This is a genomic window from Streptomyces sp. NPDC048171 (genome assembly GCF_043202655.1).
In the GTDB taxonomy this organism is placed as follows: Bacteria; Actinomycetota; Actinomycetes; order Streptomycetales; family Streptomycetaceae; genus Streptomyces.
On the sequence record NZ_JBIDAU010000013.1, the window covers coordinates 109,840 to 128,838 of the forward strand.

Below are 18,999 nucleotides of genomic sequence, written 5' to 3' on the forward strand. Positions count from 1 at the left end.
CCCCTCATGCATGACGACCGCAACCTGGTCGAAGCCCGCCTCAAGCGCGTCCTCGACGAGCGCGTCCGCCCCGCCCTCTACCCCGAGTCCGTACCCCTGGACGTGGCGGTGTGGCACGCGCCCGGCGAGCCCGTCCCGGTCGAGGAGGGACTCGCCGCAGAGCCCGAGCCCATCCAGGCCGGCGCCCGCTGGGGCGCCCCCTGGGGGACCAGCTGGTTCCGCGTCACCGGCACCGTCCCGAAGGAATGGGCCGGGAAGACCGTCGAGGCGATCCTCGACCTCGGCTTCGACGAGAACATGCCCGGCTTCCAGTGCGAGGGCCTGGTCTACCGGCCCGACGGCACCCCGGTGAAGGGCCTCAACCCGCGCAACCAGTGGGTGCGGATCGGCGCCCCCGTCGAGGGCGGCGAGGAGGTGCGCCTGCACGTCGAGGCCGCCTCCAACCCCGTCATCCTCGACTACCACCCCTTCGTACCCACCCGGCTCGGCGACAAGGACACGGCGGGCAGCGAGCCCCAGTACCGGCTCGCCCGCATGGACCTCGCCGTCCTCGACGAGACGGTGTGGAACCTGGTGCTCGACCTGGAGGTCGCCGGTGAGCTGATGGCCGAACTGCCGGTCGACTCGCCGCGCCGCTGGGAGATCCTGCGCGCGATCGACAAGGCGCTGGACGCCATCGACCTCCAGGACGTGAACGGCACCGCCGGGCAGGCCCGTTCCCGCCTCACCGAGGTCCTGTCGGCCCCCGCCGTCCCGTCCGCCCACCGGATCAGCGCCGTCGGCCACGCGCACATCGACTCGGCGTGGCTGTGGCCGCTGCGCGAGACCGTCCGCAAGGTCGCCCGCACCACCTCCAACATGACCGCCCTCCTGGAGGACGAGCCGGACTTCGTCTTCGCCATGTCCCAGGCACAGCAGTGGGCGTGGGTGCGCGACCACCGGCCCGAGGTGTGGGCCCGGGTGAAGAAGGCCGTCGCCGACGGGCGGTTCGTGCCGGCCGGCGGCATGTGGGTGGAGTCGGACACCAACATGCCCGGCTCCGAGGCGATGGCCCGGCAGTTCGTGCACGGCAAGCGGTTCTTCCTCGACGAGTTCGGCGTCGAGAACGACGAGGCGTGGCTGCCGGACACCTTCGGCTTCGCGGCCGGGCTGCCGCAGATCATCAAGGCGGCCGGCGCCAAGTACCTGCTGACGCAGAAGATCTCCTGGTCGCAGACGAACAAGTTCCCGCACCACACCTTCCGCTGGGAGGGCATCGACGGCACCCGGATCTTCACGCACTTCCCGCCCGTCGACACCTACAACTGCTCCATGAAGGGCAGCGAGATCGCGCACGCGGCCCGCAACTTCAAGGACAAGGGCGTCGCCCGGCACTCCCTCGCCCCGACCGGCTGGGGCGACGGGGGCGGCGGCACCACCCGCGAGATGATCGCCAAGGCGGCCCGCCTGCGCGACCTCGAGGGCTCGGCGACGGTCACCTGGGAGACCCCGCACGACTTCTTCGAGAAGGCCGAGGCCGAGAACCCGCAGCCGCCCGTCTGGGTCGGCGAGCTGTACCTCGAACTGCACCGCGCGACCCTCACCAGTCAGGCCAAGACCAAGCAGGGCAACCGGCGCAGCGAACACCTCCTCCGGGAGGCCGAACTGTGGGCGGCCACCGCGGCCGTGCGCGCCGGGTTCCCCTACCCGTACGACGACCTGGACCGGATCTGGAAGACGGTCCTGCTGCACCAGTTCCACGACATCCTGCCCGGCTCCTCCATCGCCTGGGTGCACCGCGAGGCACGCGCGACCTACGACCGCGTCGCCGACGAGCTGAACGCCGTCATCGACGCCGCCCAGCGGGCCCTGGCCGGGCAGGGCGACACCCCGCTGGTCTTCAACTCCGCGCCGCACAGCCGGTCCGGCGTCCAGGCGGGCGCCGCCGCGGCCCCCGCCGCCGAGGGCCGCACCGAGGTCACCCCCCGCCCCGGAGGCGGACACGTCCTGGACAACGGGCTGCTCCGGGTCGAGATCGACGGCCGCGGGCTGGTGGTGTCGGCGTACGACCTCGCCGCCGACCGCGAGACCATCGCGCCGGGCACCGCGGGCAACCTGCTCCAGCTGCACCCCGACTTCCCGAACATGTGGGACGCCTGGGACGTCGACGAGTTCTACCGCAACACCGTCACCGACCTCACCGACGTCGACGAGACCGCCCCCGGTGACGACGGCGCCTCGGTGCGGATCGTCCGCTCCTTCGGCTCCTCCCGCGTCACCCAGGTGCTGACCCTGGCGCCGGGGGAGCGGCGCCTCGACGTGGACACCGAGGTCGACTGGCACGAGACGGAGAAGTTCCTCAAGCTGGCCTTCCCGATCGACGTGCACGCCGAACGGTACGCGTCGGAGACCCAGTTCGGGCACTTCCACCGGCCGACCCACACCAACACCAGCTGGGAGGCGGCCAAGTTCGAGGCCTGCAACCACCGCTTCGTCCACCTGGCCGAGCCGGGCTGGGGCGTGGCCGTCGTCAACGACTCGACGTACGGCCACGACGTGACCCGTACCGTCCGTACCGACGGCGACGCCGGTACGACCACCACGGTCCGGGTGTCCCTGCTGCGCGCCCCGCGCTTCCCGGACCCCGAGACCGACCAGGGCGTGCACCGCTTCCGGCACGCGCTGGTGCCCGGTGCGGACATCGGCGACGCGGTGCGCGAGGGCTGGCGGATCAACCTGCCCGAGCGGCGGGTCACCGGCGCCGGGGAGGTCGCGCCGCTGGTGTCGGCCGACCGGGACGCGGTCGTGGTCACCGCCGTCAAGCTCGCCGACGACGGCAGCGGCGACGTAGTGGTCCGCTTCCACGAGGCGCACGGCGGCCGCGTCCGGGCCACCCTGACGGCCGGCTTCCCGGTCGCCGGGGTGGAGGTCACCGACCTCCTGGAGCGCCCGCTCGCCGGGGCGGAGGACGCCGTCGAGACCGACGGCGACCGGATCGCCGTACGGCTGCGTCCGTTCCAGCTGATGACCCTGCGGCTGAAGCGCGCCTAGCGCACCCCTTGGGTCCGGTCCGCCACCCGGTGGGCCGGGCCCGCGCCGCTAGGACTGCTCCGGCGCCCGGGCCAGCCGGGTCGGCGGCAGGTACTCGCGCACATAGGTCCGTTCCCAGCACGCGCCCGTCTCCCGCAGCTCGCGCCACGTCGTGTACCGGTAGCGGAAGAGGCGGGCGCGCACGAAGCGGGGTGGGGCGTCCGGCGGGAACGGGGAGTGGCGCAGCAGCTTCAGGGTGGCCCGGTCGTTCTCCAGCAGCCGCTCCACGAACGTGCCGAACCACGACCCGGCGTACGAGGGCGACAGCGCGGCGAACCACATCAGCCAGTCGAGGCGCAGGTGGTAGGGCGCGAACTGACGCGGCCAGCGGCGTGGATCACCGGGTTTGCCCTTGAACTCGTACTCCCGCCACCGCGAGTCCTCCCGGGCCACCTCGTCGGCCGTGCCCTCGACCACCACCTCGTAGCGGATCCGGCTGACGGTTCCGAAGGCGCCGTAGGTGTTGACCAGGTGCAGCGAGTCGAAGGAGCGGTTCATCACCTGCCGGCGGGAGATCATGTTGCGCACCGGGCGGTGGCTGAGGAACACCAGCAGCGCCGCCACCGCCAGGACCACGATCTCGTACCAGAGCGGGGCGGCCGCCACGGACGGCGGGTCGCCGGGGTACCGCACCACCGACAGGGCCAGCACGATCGTGATCCAGTTCAGCCAGGAGAAGTTGCCCGACAGCACCAGCCACAGCTGGGTCGCGATCATCAGCGCGGCGGCGGCCGTCGCGACGGGTTGCGGGGTGAACAGCAGGAAGGGCACCAGGAGCTGCGTGACGTGGTTGGCGGCCACCTCGACGCGGTGCAGGGGCCGGGGGAGGTGGTGGAAGAACCAGCTCAGCGGGCCCGGCATCGGCTGGGTCTCGTGGTGGTGGTCCAGACAGGTCAGCCTGCGCCAGCACTCGTCGCCGCGGATCTTGATCAGCCCCGCCCCGAACTCGACCCGGAACAGCAGCCAGCGCAGCAGGAACAGCACGACGACCGGCGGCGCCACCTCGTCGTTGCCGAGGAACACGGCGACGAAACCCGTCTCGAGGAGCAGCGACTCCCAGCCGAACGAATACCAGGTCTGCCCGACGTTGACGATCGACAGGTACAGGACCCACGGCACCAGCCACAGCAGCATCGCGCCCCACAGCGGCAGCAGCGCGTCCAGGCCCGCCAACAGGGCCGCCGACACCGCGCACCCCGCCCACGCGCAGCCCGCGAAGAACCGGTCCGAGAAGCGCAGCTGGAACAGGCTCGGCGCCCGCCTGAACGGCACCCGTTCGACGAACCGGGACACGGGCAGCAGCCCGCGCTCGCCGATCAGCGCCCGGAACTGGAGCGCCGCCGTCAGGAACGCGACCAGGTACACCACGGCCAGGGCCCGCTGGAAGACCAGCCGGCTCAGCCAGTAGTCGGGTGCGGTGAACCACTCCACGGGGCGGGCTCCTCTCGTCCACGCTCCGTGTACCCCGCACGCCCGGGGCCTGCCGCGGCTGAGCGGGCGAGCGGACCAGGAGTCGAAGAATCGGGCGAATCCTGGCAAGGTGGGGTCCATGGCCGATCGGGGAGCGAGCGCCCTGTCAGTCCCGGACGACTGGCCCGCCCACCCGGACCCGATCCTGGCGCTCAACCGCATGGGCAGCTTCGACTGGGACCTGGACACGGGGCTGCTCCACATGGACGCCCAGGCCCACGAGGTCTTCGATGTGCGCCCGGACGAATTCGACGGGCGCCCCGAATCCCTGGCCGTGCGCGTTCCCGCGGCGGAGGGCCGCCGCCTGGACGCCGTCGTCGCCCAGGCCATCAAGGACGGCAGCGAGAACTACGGCACGTACTTCCGCCTGCGCCGCCGCGACGGCACCCTGCGCTGGACGCGCACCCAGGGCTACATCCGCCGTGACGGGACCGGCCGGCCCCGCCGGATCATCGGCATCGTCCGGGACGCCACCCAGGAGGTCGGCGACATCGAGGCCCGCCGCGAGCAGGCCGCGCAGGACGAGGCCCGTCGCCGGCTCACCAACGTCGTCCAGCTCGCCACGGCCGCGCTCGCGCACGCCCGCACGGTGGACGAGGTCATCGAGGTCCTGCGGGACACCCACGGCCTCACCCGGCTCGGTGCCACCAGCCTGGTGATGGGCCTGGTCGAGGCGGGCCGCATCCGGCTGGTCGCCGACGGGCCCGACAACACGTTCGTCCCCGGCACCCGGGTCACCCGGATCGACGAGCCCTACCCGATGAGCGAGGCCGTACGGACCCTCAGCCCCCGCTTCATCGAGTCGCCGGAGGACTTCGCGGAGCGCTACCCCCTGCTGTGGAAGGACATCACCCACCTCGACATCACGGCGGCCGCCTATCTGCCGCTGATCGCCCAGGGCCGGCCGATCGGCGCCGTCGGCCTGCTCTACAGCGACCGGCGCGGCTTCTCCGCCGAGGACCGCAACGTGCTGGTCGCGCTCGGCAGCGGCATCGCGCAGAGCCTCCAGCGAGCCATGCTCTACGAGCAGGAGATGGACCTCGCCGAGGGCCTCCAGCAGGCCATGCTGCCGCGCACCATCCCCAGCGTTCCCGGCTGCGACGTCGCCGTCCGCTACCGTGCCGCCTCCATCGGCGGCGCGCTCGGACGCGACATCGGCGGCGACTGGTACGACCTGATCCCGCTGCCCGGCGGGCGGGTCGGTGCCGTCATCGGCGACGTCCAGGGCCACGACACGCACGCCGCCGCCGTCATGGGCCAGCTGCGCATCGTGCTGCGCGCCTACGCCGCCGAGGGCCACCCGCCGGCCACGGTGATGGCGCGGGCCTCCGTCTTCCTCCACGAACTCGACACCGACCGCTTCGCGACCTGCCTCTACGCCGAGGCCGACCTCGGCACCGGCGTGGTCCAGGTGGTCCGCGCCGGGCACCTCGACCCCCTGCTGCGGTACGGCGACGGGAGCTGCCGGCACGTCCGCGTCGAGGGCGGGCTGCCGCTCGGCCTGTCCGCCGAGTTCGGGCGCCTGGCCTACCCCGTCGCCACCCTGGAGCTGGACCCGGGCAACACCCTGCTGCTGTGCACCGACGGGCTGGTCGAGCAGCCCGGCGCCGACCTCGACGAGGGGATGCACGTCCTCGCCGGCCTGATCACCGCGGGCCCGCCGGACGTACGGGACCTGGCCGACCGGCTCATCGACGTGGCCGACGAGCGGCGCGGCGACGACGACGTGGCGCTGCTCCTGCTGCGCCGCCACGGGCCGGGCGCGCCCCGGACCTTCGGCCGGGTCCAGCAGCACGTGTCGCCGGGCGACCCCGAGGGCCTCACCGAGGCCCGGCACATGGTCCGCGCGGCGGTCCGGTCCTGGGGGGCCAAGGGGCAGAGCGACGAGATCGAACTGGTCGCCGACGAGCTGATGACCAACGCCCTCCTGCACACCGAGGGCTCCGCGATCGTCACCCTGCGGCTGCTCACCGGCACCGACCGGCGGCTGCGGGTCGAGGTCGAGGACTCCTCCAGCGCCCTGCCGCGCCGCCGGGACGCCGGGGACGAGGGTGTCTCCGGGCGGGGACTGCTCCTGGTCGAGGCGATCGCCGACGTCTGGGGCGTGGAGGCGCGCGGCGGCGGCAAGTGCGTGTGGGCCGAGTTCATGGTCTCGCACCGGACGGCGCACGGGGCGGGCTGAATCCGCGGGCGTTGCCGGTCCCCGGTGGCACTCTTGACGTATGCCAGAACTGCCCGAGGTCGAGGCGCTCCGGGATTTCCTCACCGAGCATCTCGCCGGGCGCGAGATCGTCCGGGTCCTGCCCGTGGCGATCAGCGTCCTGAAGACGTACGACCCTCCGCTCACCGCCCTGGAGGGCCACCAGGTGGCCGCGGTGCGCCGTTACGGCAAGTTCCTCGACGTGGCGACCGACGGCGGCCCGCACCTCGTGACCCACCTCGCCCGGGCCGGCTGGCTGCACTGGAGGGACAGCCTCCCCAGCGGCATGCCCCGGCCGGGCAAGGGACCCCTCGCGCTGCGTGTCGCCCTGGAGACCGGGGCCGGCTTCGACCTGACGGAGGCGGGCACGCAGAAGCGGCTCGCGGTGTACGTCGTGGCCGACCCGCAGGAGGTGCCGGGCGTGGCCCGGCTCGGCCCCGACCCGCTCGCCGACGACTTCGACGAGGCCCGCCTGGCCGGGCTGCTCCGGGACGAGCGGCGGCAGCTCAAGGGCGCCCTGCGCGACCAGAGCCTGATCGCGGGTGTGGGCAACGCGTACAGCGACGAGATCCTGCACGCGGCGAAGATGTCCCCGTTCAAGCTGGCCGCCTCGCTCACCGACGAGGAGACCGCGCGGCTGTACGCGGCCCTGCGTGCCACGCTCACCGAGGCGGTGGACCGCTCCCGGGGCATCGCGGCGGGACGGCTGAAGGCCGAGAAGAAGAGCGGGCTGCGGGTGCACGGCCGCACCGGAGAGCCCTGCCCGGTGTGCGGCGACATCATCCGCGAGGTCTCCTTCAGCGACTCCTCGCTCCAGTACTGCCCGACCTGCCAGACCGGCGGCAAGCCGCTCGCGGACCGGCGGATGTCCCGGCTGCTGAAGTGACGGTCAGCCGGCCGGCAGCGTCACCAGGTGCTCGCCGTGCGCGGTCCGCACCTCGTAGCGGGCTATCTGGTCGGGGTGCAGGGCGGCTCCGCCGCGCATGGTGTTCCGCCGGTCGTCGTGGCCGGGCACGTTCCAGCTGGTGATCGTCTGCTCCGTGCCGTCGCGGCCGACGGCGACCAGCCGGCAGGGCCGGGGTCCGGCCCCGTCCTTGACCTCCAGCATCACGTCGGTGCCCCAGGCCTCGTCCTCGGCGGTGATCCGCGCCCACACCCCGGACCGCTCGTCGGTCGCGCTGAGCGGCGCCGCCCGCTCGCCCTGGCTCGCGTAGAGCACGGCGCCGGGCGCGGCCACGGCGCACACGACCGCGGCGGCCAGGGCGTACAGCACCCGCCTGCGGCCGGCCCGGTGACGCGTGGCCACCTCGGACAGCAGGCGGTCCAGGAGCCGCGGTCCGGGCCTGGTCAGAGGATGGACCAGGCGCGGTGTCGCACGCCGGTAGAGCATCAACTGGCGGGTGGCGGGGCCGAACTCGGTCACCTGGGCCGCGCACCGGGGGCACTCCATGAGGTGGTCCTCGAAGCGGAACGCTTCCGCCTCGTCCAGCACGCCGAGCGCGTAGGCGCCGACGTCACGATGCCTTTCCAGGGACCTCATGCCGAATCCTCGTGCCGTTGGGTGCGGGTGGGGTTACTCCTTGCTCCCACCCGTACGCACCGGACGGCCGAATCACTCAAGCCACGACAGAATCGCGGCCAAGGTGTTCGGAGCGGCCGCGGACGCGGATTGGTCCGCCTCCCGAAAAGTTCACGGGCCGGTCCGGACCGCTAGAACAAATGGATGGCGAGATGGCCGAGCGGCAGGCCCAGCTGCCAGGCCGGCGTCCACACCTTCGGCCCCTCGTCCTCGCCGGTCACTCCCGCGCCGCCCGGCACCGCGTTCAGGTCCGGGGCGAGCAGTTCGGTCTCCTGGAGCCACCGCCAGGCCGCCCGGGCCAGCTCCAGGTCGGGCGAGTGCCGGCCGGCGGCGACCGTGTCGGCCGTGACCTCGGCCAGCCGCACCCGCACCCACTCGTGCCACGGCTGGTCGTAGGCCGTCAGCGACAGCCACGTCTCCAGGTGGGTGACGACCCGGATGCCGCTCAGCTCGTTCTCCGTGTCGGACAGGAAGACCGTCAGCGCCAGCGCGTCACGCCCGGCGCGGAACTCGAAGGACGTGGGCGGCATCAGGTCGCCGGTCCGCAGCAGCTCGTCGGCGATGTACTCGGCGTACAACCACGCCATGGGGACGGTCAGTTCGCCCCCACCGGTGCCGTCCGTGCTCTCTTGACCTCTGTGCAGCATCCCTTCCTGCCTTCCTCCGGTGCGTGCGCGTCGCCCGACCCGGGTCATGGGCCCCCGTCCGGAACACGGATGAGGACAGCCGATTACTCAACCGGGGTCCCAGGCAAGGCGCTTTACGGAGGTTTGACCATTGGGCCGGTTTCACCGCAGGTCGGCGGCGTAACCCGGTAGCACCCTGCGCAGGGCGCGCAACGCGTAGTACGCGCGGGACTTCACGGTACCGGGTGGGATGCCGAGGGCCGCGGCGGCTTCCGCCACACTGGCCCCCTGGAAGTACACCAGCACCAGGACTTCACGGTGCTCCGGAGTGAGTGTCTTCACAGCCTCGCGCACGTCGAGGGCCGCGGCGGCCCGTTCGGCGTGATCGGCGCAGACCCGCGCGTTCTCCAGTACGGCGTCGCCGACCTCGGCCGGGCGGGCCTGCCGGGCCCGGCGCGCGTCGATCGCGAGCCGCCGGGCCACGGTGAGCAGCCAGGGCCGTACGGAGTCGAAGTTCTCGGCGCGCAGTGCCTCGGGGTGCTGCCAGGCGCGGACCAGGGTCTCCTGCACCAGGTCCTCGGCGCGCTGCCGGTCGCCGTCGCTGAGCCGCAGCAGCAGCGCGAAGAGCGGCCGGCCGTGCTCGCGCTGCAGTGCGGCGAGCTCGTGCTCGGCGGTCGTCCCGTGCGTCCTGTCCGTCAGGGTGATTCCGGCCGTCATGGCCGTATGGCACCGCAGGGCGCCGCTCGGGGACAGGGCACGCGCACGGGTGTGCGACGGACGGTCGATCGCGTCGATGAACGGTACGACGAACGGTCGGCCCACCCGGCCGGACCGGTCGCGCACCCCGTTCGCGCACGCCGGACGGGCTAATGAGCGTGTCGTAGCCGCCCGTGACGCCACGAACCTCATTACCTGTTTGTAGGTAAATGTGACTATTCCTCGGTGTGTGCGACCTCAGCGGAGTGAACGGATGATCACACGCAGTCGTCAGGTGGCCCTGGCCCTGACCGCCCTCCTCACCGCGGGCGCGGCCTGCCAGGCCCGCGACCACGAACCGCCGAAGCGACCGGCGCCGGCCCCGTCCGCCGCGGACACCGGCGTCTTCACGCTGGTCGCCTCCGGCGACGTCCTGCCGCACGACACGATCATCGAGCGGGCCCGCTTCGACGCCGGCGGCACCGGCCACGACTTCGGCCCCATGCTGGCCGGCGCCCGGCCCGTCGTCTCGCGGGCCGACCTCGCCCTGTGCCACATGGAGACCGTGTACGGCGCGCCCGGCGACTACAGCGGCTACCCCCTCTTCAAGTCCCCGCCCGAGGTCGCCAAGGCGCTGGCCGCCACCGGCTACGACGGCTGCTCCACCGCCTCCAACCACAGCGTCGACGACGGCGCCGACGGCATCCGCCGGACCCTGGACGCCCTCGACCGGGCCGGGGTGCGGCACGCCGGGACGGCGCGCACCGAGGCCGAGTCGCGCACCACGACGGTGCTGCGCGCGGGCCGCGCCGAGGTCGCCCACCTCGCCTACACCCTCCACACCAACGGCCACCCCCTGCCCGACGGGCAGCCCTGGGCGGTCGGCATGATCGACGAGGAACGGATCGTCGCCGACGCGCGGACCGCCCGGGAGGCGGGCGCGGACGTCGTCGTCGTGTCCATGCACTGGGGCACCGAGTGGCAGGACGAGCCGGACGGCGACCAGTTGGCCCTGGCCGAGAGCCTCACCGCGGCACGCACCGGCGACCGCCCCGACATCGACCTGATCCTCGGCACCCACGCCCATGTCCCGCAGGCGTACGAGAAGGTCAACGGCACCTGGGTGATCTACGGCATGGGCGACCAGATCGCCGGCGAGATGATCAACGACTCGGGCGCCCGAGATCCGCGCGGCAACCAGTCGACCATCGGCCGCTTCACCTTCGCCCCGCCCGCCCGGTCCGGCGAACGCTGGCGGGTCACCAAGGCGGAGTTCGTCCCGCAGCTGTTCGACGTCGACGCCGGCCGGGTGGTGAACCTCAACCAGGCGCTGGAGCAGGGCGCCGAGGTACGCGGGGTGCGCGACCGGATCCGCGACGTCGTCCTCGGCCGGGGCGCGGCCGAGGACGGGCTGGTGATGGGGAAGTAGCCCGTACCGGCTTCCCGCCCCCCGCTAACGGCGCGCCAGTTCCGACTTCCGGTACGAGTAGGCGAAGTAGATCACCAGACCCACCAGGAACCACACGGCGAACCGCGCCCAGGTCTGCCACTGCAGGAACGTGATCAGCCAGATCGAGAAGACGATGCCGACCGCCGGCACGAACGGCATCCACGGGGTGCGGAAGGTGCGCGGCAGGTCCGGCTGGCGGTAGCGCAGCACGATCACCGCCGCGCACACCACCACGAACGCCAGCAGGATGCCGATGTTGGTCAGCTCGGCCGCCTCGCCGATCGGCAGGAACCCGGCGATCGCGGCCGACGCGACACCGACGATCCAGGTGACCCGGGTCGGCACGTGCCGCGTCGGGTGCGTCTTGGCGAACCACTTGGGCAGCAGACCGTCCCGCGACATGGAGAACCACACGCGGGTGACGCCGAGCATGAACGTGAACATCACGGTCAGGATGCCGATGATGGCGCCCACCGCGATGACGTCCGCCAGCCCGCCCAGGCCCACCGACTTGAACGCCGTGGAGAAGCCGCTCTCCGGGTCGATGTCCTTGTAGTTCTGCATACCGGTCAGGACCAGGCAGGCCGCCACGTACAGCACCATCGAGACGACCAGGGAGTAGATGATCGCCTTCGGCATGTGCCGCTGGGCGTCCTTGGACTCCTCGGCCGCCGTCGACATGGCGTCGTAGCCGAAGACCGCGAAGAACACCGTCGCGGCACCGGTGAACGCCCCGCCGACCCCGTACGGGAAGAACGGGTTGTAGTTCGAGGTGTCGATGTGGAACACGCCGACCGCGATCACCAGCAGCACCACCAGCACCTTCAGGACCACCACGACCATCTCGAACCGGGCCGCGTTCCTGATGCCCAGGGTCAGCAGATAGGCGATCAGCAGGCACAGCACGGCCGCGAACAGGTCGATCCGGTGGCCGTCCCCGGTGCCGGGCGCGCCCAGCATCCAGTTCGGCAGGTCGGCGCCCATCTCGCCCACCAGGAAGCTGAAGTAGCCGGAGATGCCGATCGCGACCACCGCCACGATCGCCGTGTACTCCAGCAGCAGGTCCCAGCCGATGAACCAGCCCACCAGCTCCCCGAGGACGGCGTAGCCGTAGGTGTACGCGGAGCCCGCCTTCGGGATCAGCCCGGCGAACTCGGCGTACGACAACGCGGCCGCCGCGCTCGCGACGCCCGCGATGAGGAAGGACACCAGGACAGCGGGGCCCGCCGTGCCGTTGGCGACCGTGCCGGCCAGCGTGAAGATGCCCGCCCCGATGATGCCGCCCACACCGATCGCGGTCAGCTGCCACAAGCCCAGCGAGCGCTCCAGGCCCCCGCCGCTCTCCGTCTCTTCGATGTGCTCGATGGGTTTGCGGCGGAGAACACCCTCACCCATGCGGAACCGGGCCACGCGCCTCACCTCTTTGTGAACGGCAACGGCTGACGGTGGATCATGATGACTCACCCGCGTCCGCTACGGAAGCCGCGACGCACACCGCGTCCGTCAGCCGTTACGGCACCACGGTCACCGGCCAGCGCCCCGCCTTCACCAGCCGCACCGCGACCGAGCCGACGAACCGGTGTCCCGCCTGTTCGGAGGCGCCCACCACCACCGCGTCCGCCTTGAGCTGGTCGGCCGTCGCCACCAGACCGTTGTAGGGGTCGCCGCGGAGGGTGTGGAACTCCCAGCGGATGTCGAATATCCCCTTCACCCGCTCGGTCGCCTCCCGGATCTGGGCCACCAGGTCCTCGGCGATCTCGTCGGTGGTCTCCGCCACCGGCGCCCCGAGCGCCGCGCCCCCGGCCAGCATCGGCTGCACGTACACCACCGCGAGCAGCGCGCCCTGGCGCCGGGCCAGCCCGCCGGCGTAGGCCGCGGCCCTGAGCGAGGAGTCGGAGCCGTCGACACCGGCGACGATGACCTTCGGCCCGTCCGTGCCCCGTTCGAACCGGTGGGAGTGCTGTTCCGTCACGCGGTGAGGCTATCGGAGTCTTCGACGATCTTGGGCCGGGCGGGTGGTTCCATGCCGCCGCACCGGTGTTGCACAGGTGCGCCGGGCCGTGACCGGGCGAGGGATGAGTCATGAAGAAGGATCAGTTGCTCTCGCGCCGGAGGCTGCTCGCCGGTGCCGCGGCTGCCGCGGCGGCCGGTACCGCCGGCGCACTCGCCGCGGGCCTCGGAGACGGCCCCGCCCCGCCGGCCGCGCCCGCTCCCGGGCCCCCGGGGCGCGGCCCCCTCAAATCCTCCGCCTACCGCCTCCAGCCCCTGACCGGGTACGGCGCGCCCGGCGGCGCACCCGGGCGGCCACCGGTCCGCAGCGAGCCGATCCTGCGGATGACGGGCCGGGGCCGCACCATGCTGCTCACCTTCGACGACGGACCCCACCCCGAGTACACGCCGGACATCCTGGACACCCTGGCCAAGTACGACGTGCGCGCGACGTTCTTCGTGTGCGGGGAGATGGCCGACTTCAACCGGGACCTGCTCTCCCGCATGGCCGACGAGGGACACGTGGTCGGGAACCACACCTGGTCCCACCCGCTGCTGACCACCCTCTCCCGGCGCCGCATCCGCTCCGAGATGGAGCGCACCAGCGAGGTGATCGACAAGGCCTACGGCGAGCCGCCCCGCTGGTTCCGGGCGCCCTACGGGGCGTGGAACCGCAAGGCGTTCCGGCTCGGCGCCGAGCTGGGCATGGAACCGCTGGCCTGGACCGTGGACACCCTCGACTGGACCACTCCGGGCACCCGCACCATCGTCGACCGGGTCGAGGACGGCGCCGCCCCCGGCGTCGTGGTGCTCTCCCACGACGCCGGGGGCGACCGCTCACAGAGCGTCCGCGCCCTGCGGCGCTACCTGCCCCGGCTGCTGGACTCCGGCTACCACCTCACCGTCCCCCGGCGAAGCCACGTCTGACCTCGCCGGGCCCGCCGGGCCGGGGCCGCTCAGCGGGCCTCGACCAGGCGGGCGAAGGCGACGACGTTCCCGTCGTAGCCGTTCTGCTTCGAGAAGCCGCCGCCACAGGTGATGACCCGCAGCTCGGGGCTGCCCTTCGAGGCGTAGACCCGGTCGCCGGGGAAGTTGTTCTTCTCGAACACCTCGATGCCGTAGATCTCGAACACCGCCGTCTTTCCGTCCTGGCGGTGCACCTCGACCCTGTTCCCCTTCTTCAGCGCCCCGAGTCCGTAGAAGACGGCGGGGCCCTGCTGGTTGTCGACGTGACCGACGACGACCGCGGTGCCCTTCTCCCCGGGAGCGACGGCGCCGGTGAACCAGCCGGCCAGGTTCGGGTCCTCGGGCGGCGGCGCGTCCACCCAGCCCTCCGCGTCCAGGCCGACCTGCATGATCGGCGCGTCGACCTGGATGCCGGGGATCGCGACCCGGTCGGGCACCGAGTACGGCAGCGGCGCCACCCCCTTCGCCGCGCCGTCACCGGCCGCCACCCGGGTGTCCGAGGCGGCGGCGGACGCCGGCTGCGGCGGGCCCACGTCGAATTCCCCCGAGCCGTTCCGGATGAGCGCGAGGCCGGTCAGCAGAACAAGCGCTATGACGCCCCAGGGAGCGCGCCTCCTGTGCCGCTCCTCCTCTTCGGCCAACTCGGAGTCGTACATTCGCCATCCCCTCTCGACCCGGCCGTCGCCGGATCATCCGCGCATACCAGCACGCTAAGCGCAGCGCGGGGGACCGGCGACGGGGCGGCGGCGAACGGGTGGCGGGCGCCTCCTCGCGTGCGCCATCCGGGACGGGACGGCCGGAAATTTCTGACGGTGTGTGACCTGCGGCGATATCCACTGGCGCGGTTGTGGCCCGGTACGCCCCTCACCAGTACGGACCATTCCCGAAATGCGGCCCCGCGCAAGGCAACTGAGGGTCTTTCTGGGAGGCGCTTTCTCGCCGATCGACCGGGAACGGGACCCGGGGCGTCTTCCGCGGAGGATCAGATGCGTAACACTCGTGCCCTCGCGGCAGCCGGCGCCGCGGTCGCTGTCCTCGGGCTGGCCGCCCCCACGGCCACCGCCGGCGGCGACCACAACCAGCCCAGAAACATCGTCGCCATGCCCAGCGTCATCGCCCGCGGCGGTCAGATGACCGTCACGGTCGACGGCTGCCCGCAGGGCGGCACGATGACCTCGGACGCCTTCCGGACCACCCACCTGACCCCGGTCAGGGGCGCCAACGAGACGTCCAGGGGCACCGCCACCATCAGGCAGGACGCCCGCCCGGGCTCGTACGACATCACCGTCAACTGCTCGGGCAGGCGGCTCACCCGCCCGGCCGCCTTCACGGTCATCGGCGGTGTCCGCGGCGGCATCGGCGGCAGCAGCTCCGACGGGGCGACGTCGACGGACATCGCCATCGGCGGCGGGCTCGTCGCGGCGGCTGTCGCCGGCGGTGGCCTGTTCTGGCTGCGCCGCCGCTCGGAGCGGCGCATCTGACGCCTTGCCGTCCGCCCTGTCCCCGCGCGCACGGTGCTTCGCCCCGGATCCTCACGGGATCCGGGGCGAAGCACCGTGCGCGCGGAGGCTCAGAGGGTCAGGCGCCGTCCTCGCCGGAGCGGCGGCGCGAGAGGTGGTACGCGACGCCCACCGAGCCGGCCACGAGGGCGGCACCGAGCCCGAGCTGCTTCACGTCGATTCCGGCGATGCTGCCGCCCTCGCCGGCGTGCACGCCCTTGGGGTGGTGGGACTCGGGCGTCCAGTGGTGCGAGCCGCCCGCGATGGTCAGGTCCACGGTGCCGGTCCTGTGCCTGCAGTCGAACGTCACCTGGTAGACCGCCCCGCGCCGGGCGTCGTGGTGCACCCGCGCCGTCGCCGAGTAGTCGTCCCGCGGGATGGTCACCGTGTCGAACACCGGCGACGTGACCGTGACCCGTCCTCGGCACCCGGCGTCGGTGCGGCTCACCCCCAGCGTGACCTCGTCGCCGGGGGCGACGGTCGCGGGGGTGACGGTGAAGCCGAACGTCGAGTCGTGTCCGCCCACGGCGGCCCCGGCCGGTACGCAGGCGGAGAGGGCGGCGACCCCCAGCAGTGCGACCGAGGCGACGGGTATCGCGCGCATGGTGAATCCTCCGGGTCCCCGAGGAGCGGCGGCGGACCTGTTCCGCTCGCGCCAGAAACGCTCCTCGATGTCCGAAACGCTAGGAAACGGGACCCGGAGACGCGATCGCAGTCGCGCGAATGGGGCAACCTTGTGGGCCGCTCAGGGGACGGTGACGGCGTGTCGGACGCCTCGACGCCCCCTGGCCCGGCTCAGCCCTTCACGTCGGGGAAGAGGCTCAGGAACGGATCGGTCGACGCGGCGACCCCTCGGCTGAAGGGGGCGTCGAAGTCCCAGATGAGGAAGAGCAGGAACGCGATCAGCGCCGAGAACAGACCGGCGAGGACCAGCTCGCGCGTGGTGCGCCGGATCTGGAGGGCGAAGACCATCCCGATCGTGATGACGCCCCCGGCGATCAGCCCGAACCACACCACCCCCGGCATGGTCTCGCCCGTCGACTGGGCGCGGGAGCTGCGGGCCTGGTCCGCCGCGGCCACCTGGTCCACCAGCGGCTGGTACGCCTGGGCCTCGAAGTCCGACCTCGGCTCGTAGTCGGTGACGTCCGCGCGGACCCGGTCGAGCAGCTCGGTGCCGCGGTCGGTCACCTCGCCGCGGTCGGCCATCGCCTTCCACTCGGCGGTGACGACGTGTCCGACATAGGCGTTGACATCCTCCCGGATGCGGTCACGGACGTCGGGCGGATAGGACCGGACACGTTCCGAGATCTCGTGCAGCGCGACGGCCTCCGTCTGCACGTTGTCCTGGGCGGCGCTGCGTGCCTCCCAGACACCCGCGATGGCCAGGCCCAGGACGATGGCGTACACCACCCCGATCCACATCGTCATGTACTCGATGACGTCCGGGGTCTCGGTGATGTCCTCGTCGTCGGACGCCGCGCGGTGCCGCAGGAGGGTGACGACGACCACCACGGCGCAGGCGGCCAGCATCGCGAGGGTGAGAACAAGCCATTCCGGCAAGAGAGGCCTCCAGGATTCAGCGCGCACGGAGCGCGGCGACGGCGACCACCGCGGGCACCGTGATGAGCAGGACGAAGACGAGCGGCGACGTGGCACCGCGCGAGGACCGCTGGGCCGGCCGGGCGGCGCGATGGCGCGGGTAGTGCACCGGACTCAGCGACGGTCGGGGCGCCGGCGTGGCCGACGGGGAGGGGGCGGGTGCCGGGGGAGGGGCCGGCCTGGGGGTGGGGCTCGGCGTCGGCTTCGGCGTCGGCGTGGGCCGTGCGGGGGCCGGTCGCGGCTGGGGTGGTGGCGGAGGTTCCGGTCTGGCGGGAGGTGGTGGCGGCGGGGGCTTCGGTGCGGGGGGCGCTGGGGGAGTGGGTTTCGGGGGCGGAGGCTCGGGCGTCGGCGTCGGCGTCGGCGTCGGCGTGGGTGTCGGTGTCGGCGTCGGTGTTGGCGTCGGCTTGGGGCACGGCGGGAAAGTGGGCCAGGAGGCGCTGCTCCCGGCCACCGCCACCGCGTGCGCACCGTCCGGTCCGGTCGACGCGTAGGCGCAGGCGTCCGCCTGCGCGGTGCCGACGGGCACGCCGACGAGCGTGAACGTCAGCGTCACCAGGGCCAACACCCGTCCGCCGGCGACGGATCGGGTCGGTTCGGGTCCATGCACGACGCAGATCATGAAGCCTGGAGCACCGGGCCACACCCGAGTGCCCGGTGATTGCCCCGAAGGAGGGACACGGGCCGACCAGCGGTTTGACCTCCGCCGGCCCGCCCGCGCCGGGTCTCGCACCCGTGTACGACCCCCGCCGGCGGTGGCCGCCGGAAAGAATCCCGCCCTCCGTTGAACACAACCGGCACCCCCGTGCGTACCCAGTGTCGTGCGGCCGCCCGGACGGGAGCCGCAACACCTTCACGATGATCGGGGATTGACGATGAAGACCTCCTGGCGGAGCGCCTCACTCGTGGCGAGCGCTGCGGTGCTGCTGGCGCTGACGACGGCGTGCGGCCAGGACGGCGGCGCCGCCACCGGCAGCCAGAACGTGGGCGCCACGGCCGCGCCCGGCGACGTCGGCGACATCGGGGCGGGGGCCGGCGACGGAATCGGCAACGGCTCGGCCAAGCCCCAGGGTTCGGCGAGCGCGCCGGAGCCCGCGGGCAAGCTGTCGGTTTCCACGAACGCCGAGATCGGCGAGGTGGTGACCGACGGAGCCGGCCACACCCTCTACCGCTTCGACGCCGACACCGCCAAGCCGCCCAAGACCACCTGCGAGAACGACTGCGCCACCGCCTGGCCGCCGGTCGCCGCGGACGACGCTCTCGCCGGGGAGGGCATCGACAAGGACCTGCTCGGCGAGGTCACCCGCCCCGACGGCACCAAGCAGCTGACCATCGGCGGCTGGCCCGCGTACCGCTACGCCAAGGACGCCGCCGCCGGGGACGCCAAGGGCCAGGGGGTCGGCGGCAAGTGGTTCGCGCTCGCCGCCGACGGAAAGAAGGCCAAGGCCGCCGATCTGGCCGGGCTCTCCACCCGTGAGGATCCGAAGCTCGGCGAGATCGTCGTCGACAAGAACGGCATGACCGTCTACCGCTTCATGAAGGACGAGGCCTGGCCGAAGCCCGTCTCGGCGTGCACCGGCGCCTGCCTGGAGAAGTGGCCGGTCGTCGCCCCCGTCGAGGCCAACGACACCAAGGGCGTGGAGAAGGAGGGCCTGATGAGCTTCACCCGGCCCGACGGCGCCGCCCAGCAGACGATCGACTGCTGGCCGATCTACACCTTCGCCGGCGACAAGAAGGCCGGTGACACCAACGGACAGGGCGTCGGGGGCACCTGGTACGCCGTCAAGCCCGACGGGAAGCCGGTCGGGGCGCCGTAGAAGTAGCGGCCCCCGCCCTCGGCGCGCGCAGCGGGCCGTCCC

17 protein-coding genes are annotated in these 18,999 nt (G+C 72.6%); 7 read left to right on the forward strand and 10 right to left on the reverse strand.

The genetic code is table 11. The features are described 5' to 3' along the window. Positions 1 to 6: 6 nt before the first annotated feature. Positions 7 to 3,030 carry a glycoside hydrolase family 38 C-terminal domain-containing protein gene (locus ACGF3J_RS32350; protein WP_161331168.1) on the forward strand — a complete coding sequence of 1,008 codons (3,024 nt, stop codon included), beginning with the start codon at positions 7 to 9 and terminating at the stop codon, positions 3,028 to 3,030. Between the two features lie 48 nt (positions 3,031 to 3,078). Here the strand turns inward: ACGF3J_RS32350 and ACGF3J_RS32355 are convergent, their stop codons facing one another. Next, complete coding sequence (locus ACGF3J_RS32355) at positions 3,079 to 4,500, reverse strand: lipase maturation factor family protein (protein ID WP_161331169.1); 1,422 nt, start codon at positions 4,498 to 4,500, stop codon at positions 3,079 to 3,081. Positions 4,501 to 4,618: 118 nt separating this feature from the next. Between ACGF3J_RS32355 and ACGF3J_RS32360 the strand changes: the two genes are divergently transcribed. Further along, positions 4,619 to 6,721, forward strand: coding sequence for a SpoIIE family protein phosphatase (locus ACGF3J_RS32360; RefSeq protein ID WP_161331170.1), 2,103 nt, complete (start codon positions 4,619 to 4,621; stop codon positions 6,719 to 6,721). A gap of 40 nt (positions 6,722 to 6,761) precedes the next feature. Next, positions 6,762 to 7,625, forward strand: coding sequence for an Fpg/Nei family DNA glycosylase (locus ACGF3J_RS32365; protein WP_161331171.1), 864 nt, complete (start codon positions 6,762 to 6,764; stop codon positions 7,623 to 7,625). A 3-nt stretch (positions 7,626 to 7,628) separates the two neighbouring features. Here ACGF3J_RS32365 and ACGF3J_RS32370 read toward each other — a convergent pair whose 3' ends face one another. The 3 genes from ACGF3J_RS32370 to ACGF3J_RS32380 form a co-directional block, all read right to left on the reverse strand. Further along, positions 7,629 to 8,279: a zf-HC2 domain-containing protein gene (locus tag ACGF3J_RS32370; protein WP_161331172.1), complete on the reverse strand. Its 651-nt coding sequence runs from the start codon at positions 8,277 to 8,279 to the stop codon at positions 7,629 to 7,631. A 170-nt stretch (positions 8,280 to 8,449) separates the two neighbouring features. Beyond that, positions 8,450 to 8,965: a hypothetical protein gene (locus tag ACGF3J_RS32375; RefSeq protein WP_161331173.1), complete on the reverse strand. Its 516-nt coding sequence runs from the start codon at positions 8,963 to 8,965 to the stop codon at positions 8,450 to 8,452. 141 nt (positions 8,966 to 9,106) lie between these two features. After that, the gene (locus ACGF3J_RS32380) at positions 9,107 to 9,661 is read right to left on the reverse strand and encodes a sigma-70 family RNA polymerase sigma factor (protein WP_161331174.1); all 555 of its coding nucleotides are present in this window, start codon (positions 9,659 to 9,661) and stop codon (positions 9,107 to 9,109) included. Positions 9,662 to 9,914: 253 nt separating this feature from the next. On the opposite strand from ACGF3J_RS32380, the gene ACGF3J_RS32385 reads away from it, so the two are divergent. Beyond that, positions 9,915 to 11,069 (forward strand): CapA family protein, encoded by a 1,155-nt coding sequence (locus tag ACGF3J_RS32385; protein WP_393855420.1) that lies wholly within the window; start codon positions 9,915 to 9,917, stop codon positions 11,067 to 11,069. A 24-nt stretch (positions 11,070 to 11,093) separates the two neighbouring features. Here the strand turns inward: ACGF3J_RS32385 and ACGF3J_RS32390 are convergent, their stop codons facing one another. Together ACGF3J_RS32390 and ACGF3J_RS32395 are read right to left on the reverse strand one after the other, a co-directional pair. Further along, positions 11,094 to 12,500 carry an amino acid permease gene (locus ACGF3J_RS32390; protein ID WP_161326426.1) on the reverse strand — a complete coding sequence of 469 codons (1,407 nt, stop codon included), beginning with the start codon at positions 12,498 to 12,500 and terminating at the stop codon, positions 11,094 to 11,096. A 100-nt stretch (positions 12,501 to 12,600) separates the two neighbouring features. Further along, positions 12,601 to 13,062 carry a universal stress protein gene (locus ACGF3J_RS32395; RefSeq protein ID WP_161326427.1) on the reverse strand — a complete coding sequence of 154 codons (462 nt, stop codon included), beginning with the start codon at positions 13,060 to 13,062 and terminating at the stop codon, positions 12,601 to 12,603. 110 nt (positions 13,063 to 13,172) lie between these two features. Here ACGF3J_RS32395 and ACGF3J_RS32400 point away from each other — a divergent pair, with 110 nt between their 5' ends. Then, positions 13,173 to 14,006: a polysaccharide deacetylase family protein gene (locus ACGF3J_RS32400; RefSeq protein WP_161326428.1), complete on the forward strand. Its 834-nt coding sequence runs from the start codon at positions 13,173 to 13,175 to the stop codon at positions 14,004 to 14,006. Positions 14,007 to 14,035: 29 nt separating this feature from the next. On the opposite strand, the gene ACGF3J_RS32405 is transcribed toward ACGF3J_RS32400, so the two are convergent. Next, positions 14,036 to 14,701: a class F sortase gene (locus ACGF3J_RS32405; RefSeq protein WP_161326429.1), complete on the reverse strand. Its 666-nt coding sequence runs from the start codon at positions 14,699 to 14,701 to the stop codon at positions 14,036 to 14,038. A 330-nt stretch (positions 14,702 to 15,031) separates the two neighbouring features. Here ACGF3J_RS32405 and ACGF3J_RS32410 point away from each other — a divergent pair, with 330 nt between their 5' ends. Next, positions 15,032 to 15,526 (forward strand): hypothetical protein, encoded by a 495-nt coding sequence (locus ACGF3J_RS32410; protein WP_161326430.1) that lies wholly within the window; start codon positions 15,032 to 15,034, stop codon positions 15,524 to 15,526. A gap of 97 nt (positions 15,527 to 15,623) precedes the next feature. Here ACGF3J_RS32410 and ACGF3J_RS32415 read toward each other — a convergent pair whose 3' ends face one another. The 3 genes from ACGF3J_RS32415 to ACGF3J_RS32425 all read right to left on the reverse strand — a co-directional run bounded on the left by ACGF3J_RS32415 (position 15,624) and on the right by ACGF3J_RS32425 (position 17,252). Then, positions 15,624 to 16,148: a hypothetical protein gene (locus ACGF3J_RS32415; RefSeq protein ID WP_161326431.1), complete on the reverse strand. Its 525-nt coding sequence runs from the start codon at positions 16,146 to 16,148 to the stop codon at positions 15,624 to 15,626. Positions 16,149 to 16,339: 191 nt separating this feature from the next. Further along, the gene (locus ACGF3J_RS32420) at positions 16,340 to 17,104 is read right to left on the reverse strand and encodes a DUF4239 domain-containing protein (protein ID WP_202557495.1); all 765 of its coding nucleotides are present in this window, start codon (positions 17,102 to 17,104) and stop codon (positions 16,340 to 16,342) included. A 16-nt stretch (positions 17,105 to 17,120) separates the two neighbouring features. Beyond that, entirely contained in the window at positions 17,121 to 17,252 is a 132-nt protein-coding gene (locus tag ACGF3J_RS32425; RefSeq protein WP_307016582.1) for a hypothetical protein, read from the reverse strand. A gap of 763 nt (positions 17,253 to 18,015) precedes the next feature. On the opposite strand from ACGF3J_RS32425, the gene ACGF3J_RS32430 reads away from it, so the two are divergent. Further along, positions 18,016 to 18,957 carry an SCO0930 family lipoprotein gene (locus ACGF3J_RS32430; protein ID WP_393855517.1) on the forward strand — a complete coding sequence of 314 codons (942 nt, stop codon included), beginning with the start codon at positions 18,016 to 18,018 and terminating at the stop codon, positions 18,955 to 18,957. Positions 18,958 to 18,999 lie beyond the last annotated feature (42 nt).